General features: G+C 59.1%; 21 protein-coding genes. 9 read left to right on the forward strand and 12 right to left on the reverse strand.

The features are described from left to right. Positions 1 to 24 precede the first annotated feature (24 nt). The gene (gene ubiE, locus AAIH70_RS18035) at positions 25 to 801 is read right to left on the reverse strand and encodes a bifunctional demethylmenaquinone methyltransferase/2-methoxy-6-polyprenyl-1,4-benzoquinol methylase UbiE (protein WP_132276412.1); all 777 of its coding nucleotides are present in this window, start codon (positions 799 to 801) and stop codon (positions 25 to 27) included. 164 nt (positions 802 to 965) lie between these two features. Here ubiE and mutM point away from each other — a divergent pair, with 164 nt between their 5' ends. The 5 genes from mutM (at position 966) to AAIH70_RS18060 (ending at position 6158) form a co-directional block, all read left to right on the forward strand. Then, positions 966 to 1856 (forward strand): bifunctional DNA-formamidopyrimidine glycosylase/DNA-(apurinic or apyrimidinic site) lyase, encoded by an 891-nt coding sequence (gene mutM / locus AAIH70_RS18040; RefSeq protein ID WP_132276414.1) that lies wholly within the window; start codon positions 966 to 968, stop codon positions 1854 to 1856. A gap of 218 nt (positions 1857 to 2074) precedes the next feature. Next, positions 2075 to 2341 (forward strand): 30S ribosomal protein S20, encoded by a 267-nt coding sequence (gene rpsT, locus AAIH70_RS18045; protein ID WP_132276416.1) that lies wholly within the window; start codon positions 2075 to 2077, stop codon positions 2339 to 2341. Between the two features lie 853 nt (positions 2342 to 3194). Further along, positions 3195 to 4769, forward strand: coding sequence for a chromosomal replication initiator protein DnaA (dnaA, locus tag AAIH70_RS18050; protein WP_132276418.1), 1575 nt, complete (start codon positions 3195 to 3197; stop codon positions 4767 to 4769). A 132-nt stretch (positions 4770 to 4901) separates the two neighbouring features. After that, positions 4902 to 5552, forward strand: coding sequence for a LysE family translocator (locus tag AAIH70_RS18055; RefSeq protein WP_245519229.1), 651 nt, complete (start codon positions 4902 to 4904; stop codon positions 5550 to 5552). A 9-nt stretch (positions 5553 to 5561) separates the two neighbouring features. Further along, positions 5562 to 6158, forward strand: coding sequence for a class I SAM-dependent methyltransferase (locus AAIH70_RS18060; RefSeq protein ID WP_132276420.1), 597 nt, complete (start codon positions 5562 to 5564; stop codon positions 6156 to 6158). Between the two features lie 3 nt (positions 6159 to 6161). On the opposite strand, the gene AAIH70_RS18065 is transcribed toward AAIH70_RS18060, so the two are convergent. From AAIH70_RS18065 to AAIH70_RS18080, 4 genes are read right to left on the reverse strand one after another with little or no spacing between them, the layout of a single operon-like run. Further along, positions 6162 to 6905: a class I SAM-dependent methyltransferase gene (locus AAIH70_RS18065; RefSeq protein ID WP_132276422.1), complete on the reverse strand. Its 744-nt coding sequence runs from the start codon at positions 6903 to 6905 to the stop codon at positions 6162 to 6164. 9 nt (positions 6906 to 6914) lie between these two features. Further along, positions 6915 to 8105, reverse strand: coding sequence for a radical SAM family heme chaperone HemW (gene hemW, locus AAIH70_RS18070; protein WP_132276424.1), 1191 nt, complete (start codon positions 8103 to 8105; stop codon positions 6915 to 6917). A gap of 10 nt (positions 8106 to 8115) precedes the next feature. Beyond that, complete coding sequence (gene rdgB / locus AAIH70_RS18075) at positions 8116 to 8760, reverse strand: RdgB/HAM1 family non-canonical purine NTP pyrophosphatase (RefSeq protein ID WP_132276426.1); 645 nt, start codon at positions 8758 to 8760, stop codon at positions 8116 to 8118. Between the two features lie 10 nt (positions 8761 to 8770). Continuing rightward, positions 8771 to 9175 (reverse strand): VOC family protein, encoded by a 405-nt coding sequence (locus tag AAIH70_RS18080; protein ID WP_132276428.1) that lies wholly within the window; start codon positions 9173 to 9175, stop codon positions 8771 to 8773. A gap of 51 nt (positions 9176 to 9226) precedes the next feature. Here AAIH70_RS18080 and AAIH70_RS18085 point away from each other — a divergent pair, with 51 nt between their 5' ends. Further along, positions 9227 to 9412 carry a hypothetical protein gene (locus AAIH70_RS18085; protein WP_132276430.1) on the forward strand — a complete coding sequence of 62 codons (186 nt, stop codon included), beginning with the start codon at positions 9227 to 9229 and terminating at the stop codon, positions 9410 to 9412. Positions 9413 to 9434: 22 nt separating this feature from the next. On the opposite strand, the gene rph is transcribed toward AAIH70_RS18085, so the two are convergent. Continuing rightward, a complete protein-coding gene (gene rph / locus AAIH70_RS18090) occupies positions 9435 to 10157 on the reverse strand; it encodes a ribonuclease PH (protein WP_132276432.1) in 723 nt (240 codons plus the stop codon). Between the two features lie 164 nt (positions 10158 to 10321). Here rph and hrcA point away from each other — a divergent pair, with 164 nt between their 5' ends. Then, positions 10322 to 11410, forward strand: a complete 1089-nt coding sequence (gene hrcA, locus AAIH70_RS18095) for a heat-inducible transcriptional repressor HrcA (RefSeq protein WP_430035051.1) — start codon at positions 10322 to 10324, stop codon at positions 11408 to 11410. Positions 11411 to 11516: 106 nt separating this feature from the next. Next, positions 11517 to 12134 (forward strand): nucleotide exchange factor GrpE, encoded by a 618-nt coding sequence (gene grpE / locus AAIH70_RS18100; protein WP_132276436.1) that lies wholly within the window; start codon positions 11517 to 11519, stop codon positions 12132 to 12134. A gap of 98 nt (positions 12135 to 12232) precedes the next feature. On the opposite strand, the gene ptsN is transcribed toward grpE, so the two are convergent. The 6 genes from ptsN to lptC form a co-directional block, all read right to left on the reverse strand. Continuing rightward, positions 12233 to 12697 (reverse strand): PTS IIA-like nitrogen regulatory protein PtsN, encoded by a 465-nt coding sequence (gene ptsN / locus AAIH70_RS18105; protein ID WP_132276438.1) that lies wholly within the window; start codon positions 12695 to 12697, stop codon positions 12233 to 12235. 65 nt (positions 12698 to 12762) lie between these two features. Then, positions 12763 to 13335, reverse strand: a complete 573-nt coding sequence (hpf, locus tag AAIH70_RS18110) for a ribosome hibernation-promoting factor, HPF/YfiA family (RefSeq protein WP_132276440.1) — start codon at positions 13333 to 13335, stop codon at positions 12763 to 12765. 261 nt (positions 13336 to 13596) lie between these two features. After that, positions 13597 to 15159, reverse strand: a complete 1563-nt coding sequence (rpoN, locus tag AAIH70_RS18115; RefSeq protein WP_132276442.1) for an RNA polymerase factor sigma-54 — start codon at positions 15157 to 15159, stop codon at positions 13597 to 13599. A gap of 152 nt (positions 15160 to 15311) precedes the next feature. Then, complete coding sequence (lptB, locus tag AAIH70_RS18120) at positions 15312 to 16109, reverse strand: LPS export ABC transporter ATP-binding protein (RefSeq protein WP_430035054.1); 798 nt, start codon at positions 16107 to 16109, stop codon at positions 15312 to 15314. Between the two features lie 9 nt (positions 16110 to 16118). Continuing rightward, complete coding sequence (locus AAIH70_RS18125; RefSeq protein WP_132276444.1) at positions 16119 to 16667, reverse strand: LptA/OstA family protein; 549 nt, start codon at positions 16665 to 16667, stop codon at positions 16119 to 16121. 9 nt (positions 16668 to 16676) lie between these two features. After that, positions 16677 to 17252 carry an LPS export ABC transporter periplasmic protein LptC gene (gene lptC, locus AAIH70_RS18130; protein ID WP_348639725.1) on the reverse strand — a complete coding sequence of 192 codons (576 nt, stop codon included), beginning with the start codon at positions 17250 to 17252 and terminating at the stop codon, positions 16677 to 16679. Positions 17253 to 17629: 377 nt separating this feature from the next. Here lptC and sppA point away from each other — a divergent pair, with 377 nt between their 5' ends. Then, on the forward strand, positions 17630 to 18589 hold the full coding sequence (sppA, locus tag AAIH70_RS18135; protein WP_132276446.1) for a signal peptide peptidase SppA: 960 nt from the start codon (positions 17630 to 17632) through the stop codon (positions 18587 to 18589). Positions 18590 to 18605 lie beyond the last annotated feature (16 nt).

An 18605-nucleotide genomic window follows, 5' to 3' on the forward strand; every position in this document is an offset into this window, starting at 1 on the left:
TCAAAACCTGCCTTCACCATACCCTTACAGCTTCCAGCCGGAATGCAGCGCGGCAATGCCGCCGGTATAGTTGGTGAAGCCGACGCGCGAAAAACCGGCGGTGCGGATCATCGTCGCAAAATTTGCCTGGTTGGGGAATTTGCGGATCGATTCCACCAGATACTGGTAGGGCTCGGCATCGCCGGTGATCATCTTGCCGAACTGCGGGATCGCCTTGAAAGACCATTCCTCGTAAACGCGCTCCAGAAGCGGCAGGTCGACTTCCGAAAATTCCAGAACCAGCAGACGACCGCCGCGCTTCAGCACGCGATAGGCTTCCGACAGCGCCACGTCGATGCGCGGCACGTTGCGAATGCCGAAGGCGATCGTATAGGCGTCGAAGGAATTGTTCTCGAAGGGCAGTTCTTCCGCATTGGCCTCGACGAAGGTCAGGTTGTCGGCCAGCTTCTTTTTGGTCGCACGCTCGGCGCCCACACCCAGCATCGAACCGTTGATATCGAGAACCGTGCCCTTGGCCTGTTTGTCGGAGGCTTCAACGATGCGGAAGGCGATGTCGCCGGTGCCGCCGGCAACGTCGAGAAAGCGGTAATCGGGATCCTTGCGCGGGTTCAGCGCATTGATCATCGCATCCTTCCAGATGCGGTGCATGCCGACCGACATGACGTCGTTCATGACGTCATAGCGCTTGGCGACCTTGTGAAAGACTTCGTTGACGAGGCCCTGCTTCTCGCCATTGCCGACCTCGCGGAAACCGTAGGAGGTTTCCATGCCGCCGTCTGCCTGGGTTCGGGTGTCAGCCATGGAACTATCCTCTTCTGTGATCCTGCATATCGGTCGATCGGCCGTAGCGAATGGGCAAGGCCCGCACTATGTTTTCCATCAAATGCGGGCGCCTCGGCGCAAGGCCATGTTGCTTGGTCTATAGAGCAGTCCGCCGGACGTTGAAACAGGAAGTTAGGAAAGCCATGCCCGAATTGCCAGAGGTCGAAACCGTCCGTCGAGGCCTCTCGCCGGTCATGGAAGGCGCAACCGTTACAAAGCTGGAGCTTCGTCGCCCCGACCTGCGTTTTCCCTTTCCGGAAAACTTCGCCGCCAGGGTGTCCGGCCAGCGGATCGCGTCCCTTGGCCGTCGCGCCAAATATCTGCTGATTGACCTTGAGAGCGGCATGAGCGTCATTGCCCATCTAGGCATGTCCGGCTCGTTCCGGATCGAGGAAGGCGCGGGAGAGCAGGTGCCGGGCAATTTCCATCATGCCCGCTCGAAGGACGAGAAACACGATCACGTCATCTTCCATCTGCAAACGGCGAAGGGGCCGATGCGTGTCATCTATAACGATCCCCGTCGTTTCGGCTTCATGCATTTATGGGCGCGCACGGAACTCGATGCCTATCCCGCCTTTGCCGAGCTTGGCCCGGAACCGACCGGCAATATTCTGGGCGCCGACCATTTGGCAAAAAGGTTTGGCGGAAAAATCCAGCCGCTGAAAAGCGCGCTGCTCGACCAGAGCAATATTGCCGGCCTCGGCAATATCTACGTCTGCGAAGCGCTTTGGCGTTCGCACCTGTCGCCGCTCAGGGCATCCGGCACCACGGTTACGCCCACCGGCAAGCCGAAGAAGGAGCTGCTGGTGCTGACGCAAGCGATCCGCGACGTGATTGCCGAAGCGATCGCCGCCGGCGGCTCATCGCTTCGGGACCATATCCAGACGGATGGTACGCTCGGTTATTTCCAGCACTCCTTCTCGGTCTATGATAGGGAAGGGGCCGCATGCCGGACGCCGGAATGTGCAGGCACGATCCACCGCATCACCCAGGCCGGGCGCTCGTCTTTTTATTGCCCGCAATGCCAAAGGTGATGTTTGAGCGGTTCGCCTGGCGAAAAGACTCGCAATCCGGGCAGAACCGGCGAAATTGCGCGTTGACGACTGCGCCCATTAAGGCTATACGCCGCCCCACAGTTGGGAAAGCCTGATCACGGCTTCCTCTATTGCTCCCGAATTGCTGGATGGTAAGGTCGCAACGACCCTGCGCGGCGATGGTGGAGTTTTGGTTCGAATTCGTAGAGAGGCATGAGATGGCCAATACAACTTCGGCGAAAAAGGCGACCCGCAAGATCGCTCGCCGTACCGCAGTCAACAAGGCTCGTCGTTCGCGCGTCCGTGGCTTCATCCGCAAGGTCGAAGAAGCTATCGCAACGGGTGATCTGACGGTCGCAGCAGCAGCCCTCAAGGCCGCTCAGCCGGAAATCCAGCGCGCCGCCACCAAGGGCGTTATGCATGGCAATACTGCAGACCGTAAGGTCTCGCGTCTTGCCAAGCGCGTTAAGGCTCTTTCGGCCTAATACATTCTGCATTAGCAGTTGCGAACAAAGCCTGGTCTTAGACCGGGCTTTTTTGCGTTTCCCTCATGACGAGAATCCTTGTCCGGCTATTTGACGAATTGATAACAAGTCGGTGACATAAAAATTCGTTGAAAATCAAATGCTTATAGAAGGAAAGGTTGCATTGCATCGATTTTTGGGGTGGGTGACCTGTCCGATTTTGAGTCAAGCGAATTTTTATTTTTTCGCTTCTGACGCGTCCAGTAATCCCATCATTTTTGAATCCCGTTGATTCAAAAGAGATTCTCGAACAAGGACTTAAATCGATGCCGACTGGACCAAAAGAGTCAACGGCTGCCGTTTAATTTTGCGTAAAATTCACTGTTGATCTTGGCATGTGATCCTGCCTAAATGGCTCTCAACAAGAGGCGTGGGCAATTGTCGGGAACACTGACGAACGCCGAGTATAGAGCAGGGGCAAACCCGTTCTAGACTCTTGTGACGGAAAGTTCAGTTTCCGTTTTTTCATATAACCAACGGTTGTGTACCGGTAATCCTTACGGATTCCGGCGCGGTCGGTTGTTGTCGAATGAGTGGGGCCGCATTCCGGCCCCATGGAGAAGGGGACTTTCGATACTCCATGACGAGGATGGGGTATTTCGGTCGTGTCGCGTATCAGATGCGATCTGGAGCCGGGGACAAGGGGCTTCTGGTAAGTCGTGTTCGGGTTTCGACCCAAGCGACATTTAAATAATTGCTGCGGGACGCTGCCTCTTACGAGGAGAGGCAAGCTGATCGCAATTTAACGAGTTCGACCTGGCGGTACGAAATGTACGGCCGCCGGGCGTGAGTAATATTGGAAGGCGGCACAGCAATGCAGATGAACACGGCTCCGATCCGGGCTTTTGGCGAAAGCGATACGGTACCGCAGACGTTGGATTCAGTTTGCTCCCAGGCGGCAGGGGAAAAATCTGAAATGCAGAATGATGCTCTTTTCGAGCGGTTCAGCGCGCGCCTCAAAGCGCAGGTTGGCCTTGAAGTCTATACGAGCTGGTTCGGACGTCTTAAACTTCATTCCGTCTCCAAGAGCGTTGTCCGGCTGAGCGTGCCGACCACCTTTCTGAAGTCGTGGATCAACAACCGTTACCTTGATCTGATCACCACCATCATGCAGGCCGAGGATTCCGAAATCCTCAAGGTCGAAATCCTGGTGCGCACTGCCGGTCGTCCGGTTCGTGCCGGCGCCGAAGAACGTCCGTCGACTGCTGATGCGGCACCGGCCGTTCAGCCTGCCCGTCGCCAGCCGCCGCGTGAAATCGGCCAGATCGCCTCTTTCCCGACCCCGATGCAGGCCGCATCCTCGTCGACGCAGCGTCAGCCGTCTGCAGCCGGTCCTTTGTTCGGTTCGCCGCTCGATAGCCGTTACACGTTCGATACCTTTGTCGACGGCCCGTCCAACCGCGTTGCTCTTGCCGCTGCCCGCACCATCGCGGATGCCGGTGCCAATGCCGTACGCTTCAACCCGCTGTTCATTCATTCGGGCGTCGGCCTCGGCAAGACCCACCTTTTGCAGGCGATCGCCAATGCTGCCGTCAACAGCGACCGCAACCCGCGCGTCGTTTACCTGACCGCCGAATATTTCATGTGGCGTTTCGCCACCGCCATCCGCGACAACGACGCCCTGACGCTGAAGGAGTCGCTGCGCAATATCGATCTGCTGATCATCGACGACATGCAGTTCCTGCAGGGAAAGATGATCCAGAACGAGTTCTGTCATCTTCTCAACATGCTGCTCGACAGCGCCAAACAGGTGGTTGTTGCTGCCGACCGTGCGCCGTGGGAACTGGAATCGCTTGATACCCGCGTCCGTTCGCGTTTGCAGGGCGGCGTCAATATCGAGATGGAATCGCCGGACTACGAGATGCGCTTCGAAATGCTCAAGCGCCGCCTCGAAATTTCCCGCCAGGACGATCCTTCGCTCGATATTCCGGAAGAAATCCTCAGCCACGTTGCGCGCAATGTTGCCAATAGCGGTCGCGAGATTGAAGGTGCGTTCAACCAGCTGATCTTCCGCCGCTCGTTCGAGCCATCCTTGTCGCTCGAGCGCGTCGATGAACTGCTGGCGCATCTGGTCGGCACCGGCGAAGCCAAGCGTGTGCGCATCGAGGACATCCAGCGCATCGTTGCCCGTCATTACAACGTTTCGCGCCAGGAACTGGTGTCGAACCGCCGTACCCGCGTCATCGTCAAGCCGCGCCAGATCGCCATGTATCTGGCAAAGACCCTGACGCCGCGTTCCTTCCCGGAAATCGGCCGTCGTTTCGGTGGTCGTGACCACACCACGGTTCTGCATGCCGTGCGCAAGATCGAGGATCTGATCGGCGGCGACACCAAGCTCGGCCAGGAGATCGAACTCCTGAAGCGCCTGATCAACGACAACAACGCCTGATGGCGGCGCGGCCGCCAGCCGCGCCATGATCCATGCCTGCATGACGGAACAACGCGGCGGAGCATTTGCTCGCGCCGCGTTTCGTTGTGCGAGCAGCACCTCTTGACCCAGGCCGTTTCCAGGGCGCATGTCTTGTCAAAACAAGACATGCCTGAAGGGGCCGAAAAAGTGTTTCTGATTTCCGTTGCCACCATCTGGGCGGTTGCCTGTATCACACCGGGGCCGAGCACGCTGCTGGTCATGCGTTATGCCCTGACCGCACCGCGCAGGGTTGCCGTCGTCGCAGCCGCCGGCACGATCACCGGCACGTTTCTCTGGGGCCTTGCCGGCTGGCTCGGCATCAATGCACTGTTTCAGGCGGCTCCCTTCGCCTATCTGGCACTGAAAATCGTCGGTGGGCTTTATCTCGTCTATCTCGGTTTCAAGATTTTGCGCGATCTGCGCCGCTCGGGTCCGGTTGCCGAACTTGGTACCGCCAAGATCGACGTGCCGCTGAAAGCGGCCTACCGCATGGGGATTGCCACCAATCTCGCCAATCCGAAATCGGCGCTGTTCGTGGCCTCGCTGTTTGCCGCCACCATGCCGGCCGGCACGCCGTTTCTCTATGGTCTTGCCGCCATCGCCGTGATGATCATGGTCTCGACGGTCTATTACACCATTCTCGTCGGCCTCATCACTCATCCCCGTGTTGCCGCTGCCTATCTCAAGGCCAAGAAGAAGATCGATCTCGGTGTCGGTTTGGTGTTTCTGGGTTTCGGCACCAAGCTGATGTTGTCGCGATAGGAGAAGGTGATGGCCGCACCGCAGGATCCCACCAGCCGGTTCTATGCGGACAATGCCAAGACCTATGTCGAGCATGCGCAGGCGCCCAGCCGCGAGCGCCTCGATCCCTTTCTCGCGCTTCTGCCACAGGGTGCGAAAGTTCTGGAGCTCGGCTGCGGCAACGGCCGCGACAGTGCCGAAATGCTGTCACGCGGCTTTCGGGTGACGCCGACGGACGGTATCGCCGAAATTGCCGCCGAAGCCTCTCGCCGCCTGAAAATGCCGGTCTCGGTACTGTCTTTCTCGGAGATCGCCGCGGTATCGGCCTTTGATGGCATCTGGGCCAATGCCTGCCTTCTGCATGTGCCCCGCGTCGATCTGGGCGTCATCCTTGCACGCATCCACCGCGCACTTCGTCCCGGCGGCGCCTTTTACGCCAGCTTCAAGGCAGGAGAGGCGGAAGGGCATGATGGCCTTGGCCGTTATTACAATTATCCGTCGCAGACGTGGTTGAAGGACGTTTGCAGCGTGCTGCCATGGCGAACTATGGCGCTGGATATCACCCATGGCGGCGCCTATGACGGCCAGTCGACCGACTGGCTGCATCTTCTTGCCGTGAAGGCATGAGTGTCAGCGGGCTTTGTGGGCGACCACAATGATCTCACGGCTTTCCGGTGCAAATGCCGAACCATCCCAGTAGCCGATCCAGTCGATGCCGTCAAAACCGGCTTGCGCAAGAAGCGCCGCAATCGTGTCTTGTGATGGAAAGCGCAAGGTGCTGCGGCTTGTCTCCAGACGTCCTGCGTCGATAAAATCGAAGACAGTTTCAAACGTGACCTGTTCGCCGTCCACCGCCAGAAGCTGATGGTGAACGCAGACGGTCCCTGAGCCGCCGAGCTCGATATGCCGAAGCGTCTTTTCCGCAGTCCAGCCATCAAAGGCCCGCGCCAGAGGGTTGCGACTATCGAACGCCAGCCGGCCGCCGGGTTTCAGGTGGCTGCGGATGTTTTTCAGGACAGCCAGCGTCGCGGCGTCGTTCAGGAATACCTGAAAGACGTGGCCTGTCATGACTGCAAGGTCGAAGCGATTGTCGCTGATAAAATCGGCACCGGTCGCAGCCAGCCAATGCACCAAGGCGGTGACATCATTTTGCCGCGCCATGGCCAGCATACCTTCTGCCGGTTCCACGCCGGTCACGTCATGTCCACCCTGCGCGTAAAGGAGCGTCAGCAGGCCGGTGCCGCAGCCGACATCGACAATACTGCATGGCTGCGTGGCAAGCCGCAGGTAAAATTCGCTATCCGCACCGGCCGGGTTGAGTGCATCGTACAGTCGGGCAAGGTCGGCGCGGGAGAAGGCGTCATCGACCGGCATGGCAAAACCTCAAAACGCCAGATCGGCCACCACGGCATCCAGGATCAGCATGCCCGAAGGCGTGCAGCGCAGGCGGGAATTGCCGATGCGTTCGATAAACCCGTGTTCCAGTAAAGTCTGCTCGCGCTCCGGGTTGGGGTCGCGGCCGGACAATTGCTGCCAGCGGGCCAGGTCGACACCCTCGGTCAGCCGCAGCCCCATCAACAGCAGTTCGTCTGCCATCTCGTCATAACCGAGCATTTCCTGCTCCACCATGCCGTGGCCATGCGCCTCTACGAGGTCGAGCCAGGCTTCCGGTTTGCGTTCGGTGGCGGTGGCAACCTTGTAGGAGCCGCGTGTCAGCCGCCCATGCGCGCCGGGGCCGATGCCCGCATAATCGCCATAACGCCAGTAGGTCAGGTTATGGCGGCTTTCAGCGCCCGGCTGTGCGTGGTTGGACACTTCATAAGCCGGCATGCCGAAACGTGCGGTAATCTCCTGCGTCGCCTCGTAGAGGTCTGCTGACTGGTCACCATCGGGAACGATTAGCTTGCCGGCCTTGTGCAGGCCGTAGAAGGGCGTGCCTTCCTCGATCGTCAGCTGGTAGAGCGACAGATGGTCGACGGCAAAGCCGATTGCCTGATGCAGCTCGGCTTCCCATTCGGCAACAGTCTGCTTCGGCCGTGCGTAAATAAGGTCGAAGGACATGCGCGGAAAAATGTCGCGCGCCAGCTTGATCGCCTTCAGCGCGTCTTCCACGTCATGCAGACGGCCGAGAAATTTCAGATCACGGTCGTTCAGCGCCTGCACGCCGAGCGACACGCGGTTGACACCACCGGCCCGGTATCCGCGAAAACGATCGGCTTCGACGCTGGAAGGATTGGCTTCCATGGTGATCTCGATGCCATCGGGCATGTGCCAATTCTTGGCTATGCCGTCGAGAATGGCGGACACCGTGTTCGGATGCATCAGCGACGGCGTGCCGCCACCCAGAAACACGCTGGTCACGGTTTTCGGGCCGCTCATCTGCCGCATCCATTCCATTTCCTTCAGGAAGGCGGCGGTAAACCGCTCCTGATCGACGGGCTGATGGCGGACATGGCTGTTGAAGTCGCAATAGGGACACTTGGCGGCACAGAACGGCCAATGCACATAGACCCCGAAACCGGGTTCGCCGGTATCGGGCAGCAATTTGGCATGGCGGTCGAGTACGGTGTCCATGAGGTGTTGTTTACGCTTCCAGGCAGGTTTCGACAAAGATCTTGAAGGCACGGGCACGGTGGGAAAGCGCTTGCGCATCACCGGGCTGCCACCCATGCTTTTCTTCCGCCGTCATCTCGCCGAATGTGGTGTCGTAACCTTCCGGCTGAAAGATCGGGTCGTAACCAAAACCATCGGCGCCGCGCGGCGGCCAGGCGATCGTACCCTCGACTTCGCCTCTGAACATTTCGGTGTGGCCATCCGGCCATGCCAGGCACAGTACGCTGACGAAACGCGCGGTACGTTTGTCGGCCGTGGTCGCGCCTTTGTCCTGCAATGCGGTTTCCACCTTCTGCACGGCCCAGGGAAAATCGCGGCTGCCATCCTCGCGCTCGGCCCAGTTGGCGGTATAGACGCCCGGCGCGCCATCCAGCGCGTCGATCACCAGACCGCTATCGTCGGAAAGGGCAGGCATGCCGGATGCCTTGGCAGAGGCCAATGCCTTGATGGCCGCATTTTCTTCAAAGGTCGTGCCCGTCTCATCCGGTTCCGCGAATTTCAGCTCGGCCGCAGATTTCGCCGAAAAACCGAACGGGCCGATCAGGTCGGCGATCTCGCGGATTTTTCCGGCATTGTGGCTGGCAACGACAATGGTGCGGGTCTCGAGCTTGCGCATGGGCGGTCCTTCAAAGATTCCAGAGTTTGGGTTCGGCGCATTCCAGGCTGTTGCCGTCCGGATCGCGCAAATAGATCGATCGCGCGCCGTTCGGCCAGCGAAAGTCGCTTTCGATGGAAACGCCTGCCTTGTTGAGCTTTTCGGCGATCAAGTCAATCGCTTCGGCATCGACACGGAAACAGGCGTGGCCCGCGCCGGTCGTGCCATGGCCCGGAACCGGCAGGGCATCGGGGGAGGGCGGCTTGATGGTTTCGTGGCGATTGAAGATCAGGAGGATGCTGGGGCCGCAGCGAAAGAAGACATGGCGGTCGCCGGCGCGTGAGATTCTTTCGAGGCCGAGGAGACTGCCGTAGAAGGCCTCGGCGGCATCGAGGTCATCGACGTAAAGAGCCGTTTCGAGAATGCCGTCGATCATGACTTTGTCTCATGTTATGAATGACTGTATTGATAGGCGGGGAAGCAATCTATGGCAGTTTGGCTGTCAGTGACCATCGGCCTTGTAACAGGCATGCTTCTGATCGCCGCCAGCATCTGGTGGGCGATTCATCCTGTTGGCTTCGGCGGGAAAAAGTTTCTGCCGGAAGCCCGTGACACCAGTCATGAGCCGAATTACGGGACAAATATCTACGGGTCGGGCAGCGACGATTCCTGATCGCCGCCCGCGCCCTTCACGATCACTGACCCGCAAGCACAGCCTTCTGCATGGCCACCAGCTCGGCAGTGCCGGCCGTCGCCAGATCCAGCAGCGTCAAAAATTCCTCGCGGCTGAACGGTTTGCCTTCCGCGGTACCCTGAACCTCGACAATGCCGCCCGAGCCGGTCATCACGAAATTGGCGTCGGTTTCGGCAGCCGAATCCTCGAGGTAATCGAGGTCGATCACCGCCTGGCCGGCAAAGATGCCGCAGGAAATGGCGGCGACATGGTCTTTGAGAACCTTGTCGACCTTGGCCATGTTGCGGGCTTCCATCCACTTCAGGCAGTCATGCAGGGCAATGAAGCCGCCGGTGATGGCCGCCGTGCGTGTACCGCCATCCGCCTGAATGACGTCGCAGTCGATGGTGATCTGCTTTTCGCCGAGGGCTTCGAGGTCCACGACGGCGCGCAGGGAGCGGCCGATCAGGCGCTGGATTTCCTGCGTGCGACCGCCCTGCTTGCCGGTGGCAGCTTCGCGCCGCATGCGGTCACCGGTGGCGCGTGGCAGCATGCCGTATTCGGCGGTCACCCAGCCCTTGCCGGAATTGCGCAGCCACGGCGGCGTCTTTTCCTCAAGGCTTGCCGTGCACAGCACATGCGTCTCGCCGAATTTCACGAGGCACGACCCTTCCGCGTGCTTGGAAAAATTGCGCTCGAAAGAGATCTTGCGCATCTGGTCGGTTTTTCTGCCTGAAGGCCGCATGCTTTGCTCCATAATTGGTGATCGCGTTTCTAGAGCCCCAAGGGCGCTTTTGCAAAGGAAAAGCCGGAGGCCGCTTCGTCGCTTTTCCCTTTTGCCAAGGGCAGAGCGGCATTATATCTGATGAGAGACGGCACCGAAGGCGTGCGGCAACGATAGGGATAGAGATGGTATTTTCGGCATCGACGGGCAGGGATGGCACGTCCATCCTCGACGACCGTTCGCGCGAAATCTTTCGCCGCATCGTTGAAAGCTATCTGGAAAACGGAGAACCGCTCGGTTCACGCAACCTGTCGCGTCTTCTACCCATGTCGCTGTCACCGGCGTCGGTGCGCAATGTCATGAGCGATCTCGAAGAACTTGGCCTGGTCTATTCACCGCATATCAGCGCCGGCCGCCTGCCCACCCAGACAGGCCTGCGTTTCTTCGTCGATGCCTTCATGCAGGTGGGGGCCCTGTCACCGGAAGAACGCGCCAATATCGATCGCGAAGTGCGGGCGTCGGATCGCGGCCAGCCGATCGAGAGCATGCTGACAGAGGCGAGCCGCATGCTGTCCGGCGTCTCGCGCGGCGCCGGCATCGTCATCACCTCGAAAAGTGATCCGGTTCTCAAACATGTCGAATTCATCCGGCTGGAGCCCACCAAGGCACTCGCCATCCTGGTCGGCGAGCACAATCAGGTGGAAAACCGCGTCATTGAGCTGCCTTCGGGCATCACCTCGTCGCAGCTCACCGAAGCTGCCAATTTCGTCAACGCCCACCTGACCGGCCAGACGCTGCCCAATTTCCGCAGCCAGATCTCGAAGCTCAAGGATGAGGTGAAGGGGGAACTTGATGCCCTTTCACAGGATCTCGTTGCCCGTGGCCTTGCCGTCTGGTCAGGCGACAATGGCGAGGGCAAGCCGGCACAGCTGATCGTGCGTGGCCGCGCCAACCTTCTTCAGGGGCTGGAAGGGGCGGACGACATGGATCGTCTGCGTCTCCTGTTCGATGATCTGGAAAAGAAGGACAGTCTGATCGAGATCCTTGACCTCGCCGAAAGCGGGCCGGGCGTGCGCATCTTCATCGGCTCGGAAAACAAGCTGTTTTCGCTGTCCGGTTCGTCGCTCATCGTTGCGCCCTATCGTGACGGAGACGATCGCATCGTCGGCGCTGTCGGCGTCATCGGCCCGACACGGCTCAACTATTCGCGCATCGTGCCGATGGTGGATTACACCGCCCAGCTTCTCGCCCGCATGTCGCGCAACCCTCTTTGAGGGCCTTGATTGCCCGGATGTCGCTTGATTGCCGCAAAGCCTTGATTTTTTCGCCTCAAACCCTGATATCGGGGCCACTTCACACGAACACCATCCGGAGACCGTCATGACCGACGAAACCAAGAACAACGGCACTGACGCGGCAGCGGACGAAAACGCTGCCGAAGCCGTGGCATCCGCGCTGGAGGATACTGCTGCGACCGAAGCCGACGTCGCCGAGTTTGATCCGATTGCGGAGCTTCAGGCCGAAAATGCCGACCTGCGCGACCGTTTCGTGCGCCTCGCTGCCGATATGGACAACCTGCGCCGCCGCACCGAACGCGAACTGAAGGATGCCAAGGTTTATGGCGTCACCAGCTTTGCCCGCGACATGCTCGGCGTGTCCGACAATCTTCGCCGTGCGCTCGATGCCGTTCCGGCAGAAATGCGTGCAGCAGCGGATGCCGGCCTCACCACGCTTCTCGAAGGCGTGGAAATGACCGAACGCTCCATGCTCTCGACGCTGGAGCGCCACGGCGTGAAAAAGATCGAGCCGGAAGGCGAAAAGTTCGACCCGAACTTCCATCAGGCGATGTTCGAAGTGCCGAACCCGGCCGTTCCCAACAACACCGTCGTACAGGTCGTCCAGGACGGCTACAAAATCGGCGACCGCGTGCTGCGTCCGGCTATGGTCGGCGTTGCCAAGGGTGGCCCGAAGATTGAAGTGGCCGACGAAAAGGCCTGATAGGCCTGACGCCATTCCAGCGGGACAGCATTCCAGCAAAAAGCCCCGGGTATCGACAGATACCCGGGGCTTTTCGTTTGTGAAACCTTGAGATTACCTCAGGCGGCGTTGGAAGCCTGTTCCTCGTTAAGGAAGGCGTAGATCGCCGAGGCGGAATCGGTGGCGCGCAGCTTGGTTACCAGGTCCTGGTCACGCAGCACGCGGGCAATGCGCGAAAGCGCCTTCAGGTGGTCGGCGCCGGCACCTTCAGGTGCCAGAAGCAGGAAGACGAGATCGACCGGTTCGTCATCCAGCGCTTCGAAATCGACAGGCGTGTCGAGACGGGCAAACAGGCCGACGATCTGCGAAATGGCTGTCAGCTTGCCGTGCGGAATGGCAATGCCATGGCCGACGCCGGTCGAGCCGAGGCGTTCGCGCTGCACGATCACGTCAAAAATCTCGCGTTCAGGCACGCCGGTCAGTTTGGCAGCCTTGGCAGCCAGTTCCTGCAGCAGTTGCTTTTTGGAATTCACCTTCAAGCTGGGGATAATTGCATCTTGCTGCAGCAGATCTGCCAAAGCCATTCTTCTCATCCTTTTGCCACCAACCGGGGCGAGGGGAGCGGCGTTAACCGCTCCCGACAAGTCTCTTATCCTTTGATATTGGCGGCGTCGACCCAGCCAATATTGCCGTCGTTGCGGCGGTAAACGATGTTCAATTCCTTGTCCGGGCTGCGGAACAGAAGAACCGGTTCATCGGTCATGTCGAGCGCCATGACAGCCGTTGCCACCGTCATGGTGCGCAGCTGCTTTGAGCTCTCGGCGACGATGGTCGGAGCGTAATCCTCCGCCACTTCCTGGTCGTCGTCAGGAATGGAATCCATGATCGCGTAGGCAACGTCCTCGTGACCATTGCCATTGGTGGCATGATGGTCCTTGAGACGACGCTTGTAGCGGCGCAGACGCTTTTCGATCCGTTCAGCAGCAGCATCGAAGCTCAGCTGCGGATCGTTCGCCTCACCGGCTGCGTGGAACACCACGCCCGAATCGAGGTGGATCTTGCAGTCTGCCGAGAAGCGCGAAGAACCCGCCTTCTCGACGATCACCTGGCTGGAATATCCCCCGTCGAAGTATTTGGTAACCGCATCGCCGATATGGCTTTCGATCTTCTGACGGAACGAGTCGCCAATCTCCATATGCTTTCCAGATACACGCACACTCATGGATTGTTTCCTTCTTGTCGTGACTTGCACGAACCAGTTTACGCCAAGCCGCGGATGCATCCAAGCTCTTCACGCGGTGATGAGGCAAATTGCGTTGTCAGGTCATGTTTGAGGGATCAAGGGTGCGGCGCATATCTCCAAGCCGATGCGGCGGGCTTCTAGACGCAGAGGTCCGGAAAGTCAACGGCAACGAAAATTAGCATATTGCGCAACGTCCTGTGCCTGTGGGTAACTCGGGCTTTTGTGGGGTCCGAAAAGGCCTCAGCCGGCGGCGGAAATCTTTGCCATTGCGCGCTTTTCACGGCGCCTCTGCACCGAGGAGGGGATGTTCATCGCTTCGCGATATTTTGCAACCGTGCGGCGAGCCAGATCCACGCCACCCTTCTTCAGGCTGATAACAATGTCGTCATCCGAGAGCACCGACTCGGGCAATTCCTGCGCGATCATTTGGCGAATCCGATGGCGGACGGCTTCCGCCGAATGATTGTCTCCACCCTCGGCCGAACCGATTGATACGGTGAAGAAATATTTGAGCTCAAACAGGCCGCGCGGCGTCAGCATGTATTTGTTGGAGGTGACGCGGCTCACGGTCGATTCGTGCATCTTGATGGCGTCGGCCACGGTTTTCAGGTTCAGCGGTCGCAGATGACTGACGCCGTGCACGAGAAAAGCGTCCTGCTGGCGGACGATCTCGGTGGCAACCTTCATGATCGTACGGGCGCGCTGATCGAGGCTGCGGGTCAGCCAGCTGGCATTCTGCATGCATTCCGACAGGAATGCCTGATCCTCGCTCTTTTTCGCCACCGTCTTCGAGACAGTCTGGAAATAGGTCTGGTTGACCAGCACTTTCGGCAACGTGTCCGGATTGAGCTCGATCGCCCAGCCGCCATCGGCGCCCGATCGCACCACCACATCGGGCACGATCGCCTCGGAAATGCCGGTTTCGAAGCCGCTGCCGGGCTTTGGGTTGAGCTGGCGAATTTCCGCCAGCATGTCGACAAGATCCTCGTCGTCGACGCCGCACAGCTTGCGAAGTGTCGCGAAATCGCGCTTTGCCAGAAGCTCCAGATGTTCGATCAGCGTCCGCATGGCCGGGTCGAAGCGATCTTTCTGTTTCAGCTGAATGCCCAGGCATTCCGCTAGGGATCGCGCAAAAATACCGGGCGGATCGAGCGTCTGCAGCCGCTGCAGAACCGCTTCCACCTCGGCGCGTCCCGTACCCAGGCGCGTGGCTATCTCGTCCGTATCTGCCTGCAGATAACCGGCATCATCCAGCTGGTCGACAAGGTGCTGGGCAATGAGCCGTTCTGCCAGCGAAGAGACCAGCAGCGGAACCTGCTGGTTGACGTGATCGCGCAGGCTCAGGTGTCCGGCAACAAATTCCTCGAGATTATAGGCTTCGCCGCTGTCGCCGCCGGGCATGGACTTCCACTGGCCCATCAACTCCGGCGCATCGGGGCGGGCCTGCGGCATGTCGTCGGGAAAGACGTTTTCGAAATTGACGTCCAGCTGTTCGGAAAGATGTTTGCCGCCATCGTCGCGGTCGGCGTCATACCAGTCGGGCTGGCTGTCGCCATCGCCGCGGACTTCATCGGAGGAGGGGGCGTCCCGCTCGTCGCCGGAAGCTTCGAGGCCGGCATTGTTGCCTGAACCGTGGGCATCGTTTGGTGAAAAATCGAGCAGCGGGTTCTTTTCCACCTCCTGCGCGATGAACTGGTTCAACTCGAAATGCGTCATCTGAAGCAGTTGGATCGACTGCATCAGCTGTGGCGTCATGACGAGCGACTGGCTCTGTCGCAGAAAAAGGCTGGCGGCTAGGGCCATGATGGACGCGAAACTCCCCTGACGATCTCCCAGTCGTGGGTTTTTTCCCGCGTGGAAGCGCGGGAAATCTCACTTGGCCCAAAAATTGCTTTTTAAATTGGTTTGGTCAAGCGCCGACATGCCGTCGGCGCCATTTTCATGACGTTTGTTCGTCAGAGGCTGAACTTGTCGCCCAGATAAAGGCGGCGCACATCGGCATTGTTGACGATGTCGTCTGCGCGACCGTGGGTCAGAACCTCGCCGGCATGGATGATATAGGCGCGGTCAATGAGGCCCAGCGTCTCACGCACGTTATGGTCCGTAATCAGAACGCCGATGCCGCGTGCCGTCAAGTGGCGCACGAGATTCTGGATGTCCGATACCGAAATTGGATCGACGCCGGCAAACGGTTCGTCAAGCAGCATGAAGGCCGGGTCGGTGGCGAGAGCGCGCGCAATTTCCAGGCGGCGACGTTCACCACCCGAAAGCGCCACGGCCGGTGACTTGCGCAGCCGCTCGATGTGGAATTCTTCCAGCAGCTCATCGAGCTTGCGGGCACGCAGCTTCTTGTCCTTCTGGTGGACTTCCAGAACGGCAAGGATGTTTTCCTCCACCGTCAGTCCACGAAAGATCGACGCTTCCTGTGGCAGGTAGCCGACGCCAAGGCGTGCGCGGCGGTACATCGGCATCCGCGTCACGTCATTGCCGTTGATGGCGATCATGCCGAGATCGACGCCGACCAGGCCGGTGATCATGTAGAAACAGGTGGTCTTGCCGGCACCGTTCGGTCCCAGCAGTCCGACAGCCTCGCCGCGGCGCACGACCAGCGACACGCCATTGACGACGCGTCGCGAGTCATAGGTCTTGGTCAGGCCATGTGCGATGAGCGTGCCTTCGTAACGCGCTTTGTCACGCGGGTCGAAAGGTTCCGGCTGGCCTGGCTTCGGCTGTTTGGCGAAAATTTTCTTCACTGGGCGCGATTACTGCTGTGGCTTCGATTTCGGGTCGAGCAGGATCTGAACGCGCGTGCCGCTGCATGGCGTCAGTTTGGCCTCGCCCGTCTTCATCAGCACGGTCAGCTTGCAGCCGCGGAAAACATTCGGCCCGTCGGACAGAACGACCTGCTTGCCGGTCAACTCGAATGTCTGCGAGGCCATGGTGAATATGCCCTGATCGGCGGTGGCATTCTGCTCGCCAGAGGTCAGGTGAACGGTGTCGTTCAGAAAAATCTTGTCGATCTGGGTGTTGCCCGAGGTCACGGAAGAGCCTTCACCCAGATAAAGCACGGTCATCTTGCCGGCGCGCATCGTCGTCGTACCCTGCACAACGCGCACATTCCCGGTGAAATAAGCCTTCTTTTCGGTGTCCTGAATTTCCAGCTGGTCGCTTTCGATCTGGATCGGCTTGTCGTTGGAAAGCGTCATGCCCTCCATGCGGGTGGACGATTGCGCCAGCGCGGAGCTGGCCATGCAACAGGCAGCCAGCGCAGCCGGGACGGTCATCGAGGTCAGGAAACGGCGAAGGGTCATGGCCGGGCTCTATTTATCTTGGTTGTTGAGCGAGGCGGCTTCGAGATCGACCCGGACCCCGCCTGTGAAGGTAATGGTTTTTCCCTTATCCGTTATCTTCATCGAGTCTGCAACAATAGACGCTTCCGGAGTGGAGATTGTTATTGTGTCGGCTGTCTCGAGTGTTCCCGCCTTCACATCCATATTGGCCGACTGGAACTTTGCCGTCAGGCCATTGCTGAGGTTGACGTCGAACGGCGCGGTCAGCTTCATGCGGTCGGTGGCGCGATCGAACAGACCGCTGGTGGCCACGACGCGAGCGATCACGTCCTTGCTCATCGGCATCGCCGCCTTGACGTTTTCCAGCGAGATCATGTTGGGATCGGCAAGATCCTGCAGCGCCCGCGACGCCGTCATCGAATAGCTGACGCCATCGTCGTTGCGCCCTGCAATCGCCGGGCTTTCCATGACGATCTTGCCGTCCTCGATCTTGGCGCTCTGGATCGTCAGGTTTTCCGGCAGAAACGTGCGGATGAACGACACGCCGATAAAAAGCATTGAAATGATCAGTGCGGCGACCGGCAGTAGCACCTTCAGCTTCTTCACACGCGACGAATGCGTCAGCGCCAGCTTGTAGGCTCTGGTCTGTCGAAGCGCTGCATCATCAGTGGGGCCGGATTGAGCGAGGGTCTGCAGTGGGTATCTCCAGGCAGTCGGTTATGCGTCCGCATTGTCTAATGTGAATGGCCGCGGCGCTTGGCAGCCTGCGTCCTGAGCCTTGAATATGGCGATTAATCATCAACAAACAATAATGGACGACACAAATACGTGTACCCGCAATCGTCTGATCTGCCAAGCACCTGCGGTTGCCCGGCTTTTTTCGGCTGTTACAACACCGCTTCCCTTGATTTTTACCGGCCCGGTTCCTTTTTTCCGTGAAAGGTTCTAGGACCGATAGAGATTGACGAGGAATAAAGACCATCATGGATCAAATGGCCTATGCCGACCGCAGGCGTCTGCGCCGCAAGCTGACCTTCTGGCGCATCGCCGCCTTTGTTCTGGTCGTTGCCATCGGCTTTTCCCTTTATCGTTTTGCAGCCGGCGATCAGCAGGGCACAGTGCGCCCGCATGTGGCGCGTGTCGAAATCTCCGGCATGATCACTGACAATACCGAGCTGCTCGAAAGGCTCGACAGGATCGCCAACAACGATCAGGTCAAGGCCGTGATCGTCTCGATCTCCTCGCCGGGCGGCACCACTTATGGCGGCGAGCGCATCTTCAAGGCCATCCGCGCCATCTCAGAAAAGAAGCCGGTCGTCTCCGATGTGCGCACGCTTGCTGCTTCCGCCGGCTACATGATCGCCTCTGCCGGTGACATGATCATCGCCGGCGAAAGCTCGATCACCGGCTCGATCGGCGTCATCTTCCAGTATCCGCAGGTCGATGAGCTGATGAAGAAGCTCGGCGTCTCGCTGCAGGAAATCAAGTCGTCACCGCTTAAGGCCGAACCTTCGCCATTCCATCCGGCCAGCGAAGAGGCCAAGGCGATGATCCGCTCGATGATCACGGACAGCTATGACTGGTTCGTCGATCTTGTGGCAGAACGTCGCGGCCTGTCGCGTGAGGAAACCTTGAAGCTTGCCGATGGCTCGATCTTCACCGGCCGTCAGGCGCTGAAGCTTAAGCTGGTCGATCAGCTCGGCGGCGAGAAGGAAATCCGTGACTGGCTCGATACCAAGGGTGTTGCAAAAAGCCTGCCGGTGCTGGATTGGAAGAAGAAGGACGATAGCTCGTTTTTCTCGCTGCCGACAGCCGTCGTCTACTTCGCCCGGCTGATGGGCATCGAAACCGGTCTTTCACCGGAAGCGATGCGGCAGTGGGGCGGCGATAAGTTGTTCCTTGACGGTCTTGTTTCCGTTTGGCAGGTTGGTAGTGACAGATAATTCAATGATTTCTGGG

This window comes from Neorhizobium sp. BT27B, from assembly GCF_050455485.1.
Taxonomy (GTDB): domain Bacteria; phylum Pseudomonadota; class Alphaproteobacteria; order Rhizobiales; family Rhizobiaceae; genus Neorhizobium.

Excerpts from the sequence above, each read along its gene's own strand:
- AAIH70_RS18065 (WP_132276422.1), bottom strand. The coding sequence starts at position 6,905 with ATGCCGGTCGATGACGCCTTCTCCCGCGCCGACCTTGCCCGACTGTAC.
- AAIH70_RS18125 (WP_132276444.1), bottom strand. The coding sequence starts at position 16,667 with ATGACCCTTCGCCGTTTCCTGACCTCGATGACCGTCCCGGCTGCGCTG.
- ptsN (WP_132276438.1), bottom strand. The coding sequence starts at position 12,697 with ATGGCTTTGGCAGATCTGCTGCAGCAAGATGCAATTATCCCCAGCTTG.
- sppA (WP_132276446.1), top strand. The coding sequence starts at position 17,630 with ATGGATCAAATGGCCTATGCCGACCGCAGGCGTCTGCGCCGCAAGCTG.
- AAIH70_RS18060 (WP_132276420.1), top strand. The coding sequence starts at position 5,562 with ATGGCCGCACCGCAGGATCCCACCAGCCGGTTCTATGCGGACAATGCC.
- rph (WP_132276432.1), bottom strand. The coding sequence starts at position 10,157 with ATGCGGCCTTCAGGCAGAAAAACCGACCAGATGCGCAAGATCTCTTTC.
- rpsT (WP_132276416.1), top strand. The coding sequence starts at position 2,075 with ATGGCCAATACAACTTCGGCGAAAAAGGCGACCCGCAAGATCGCTCGC.
- grpE (WP_132276436.1), top strand. The coding sequence starts at position 11,517 with ATGACCGACGAAACCAAGAACAACGGCACTGACGCGGCAGCGGACGAA.
- rpoN (WP_132276442.1), bottom strand. The coding sequence starts at position 15,159 with ATGGCCCTAGCCGCCAGCCTTTTTCTGCGACAGAGCCAGTCGCTCGTC.
- dnaA (WP_132276418.1), top strand. The coding sequence starts at position 3,195 with ATGCAGATGAACACGGCTCCGATCCGGGCTTTTGGCGAAAGCGATACG.
- mutM (WP_132276414.1), top strand. The coding sequence starts at position 966 with ATGCCCGAATTGCCAGAGGTCGAAACCGTCCGTCGAGGCCTCTCGCCG.
- AAIH70_RS18080 (WP_132276428.1), bottom strand. The coding sequence starts at position 9,175 with ATGATCGACGGCATTCTCGAAACGGCTCTTTACGTCGATGACCTCGAT.
- hpf (WP_132276440.1), bottom strand. The coding sequence starts at position 13,335 with ATGAGTGTGCGTGTATCTGGAAAGCATATGGAGATTGGCGACTCGTTC.
- AAIH70_RS18085 (WP_132276430.1), top strand. The coding sequence starts at position 9,227 with ATGGCAGTTTGGCTGTCAGTGACCATCGGCCTTGTAACAGGCATGCTT.
- hrcA (WP_430035051.1), top strand. The coding sequence starts at position 10,322 with ATGGTATTTTCGGCATCGACGGGCAGGGATGGCACGTCCATCCTCGAC.
- rdgB (WP_132276426.1), bottom strand. The coding sequence starts at position 8,760 with ATGCGCAAGCTCGAGACCCGCACCATTGTCGTTGCCAGCCACAATGCC.
- ubiE (WP_132276412.1), bottom strand. The coding sequence starts at position 801 with ATGGCTGACACCCGAACCCAGGCAGACGGCGGCATGGAAACCTCCTAC.
- hemW (WP_132276424.1), bottom strand. The coding sequence starts at position 8,105 with ATGGACACCGTACTCGACCGCCATGCCAAATTGCTGCCCGATACCGGC.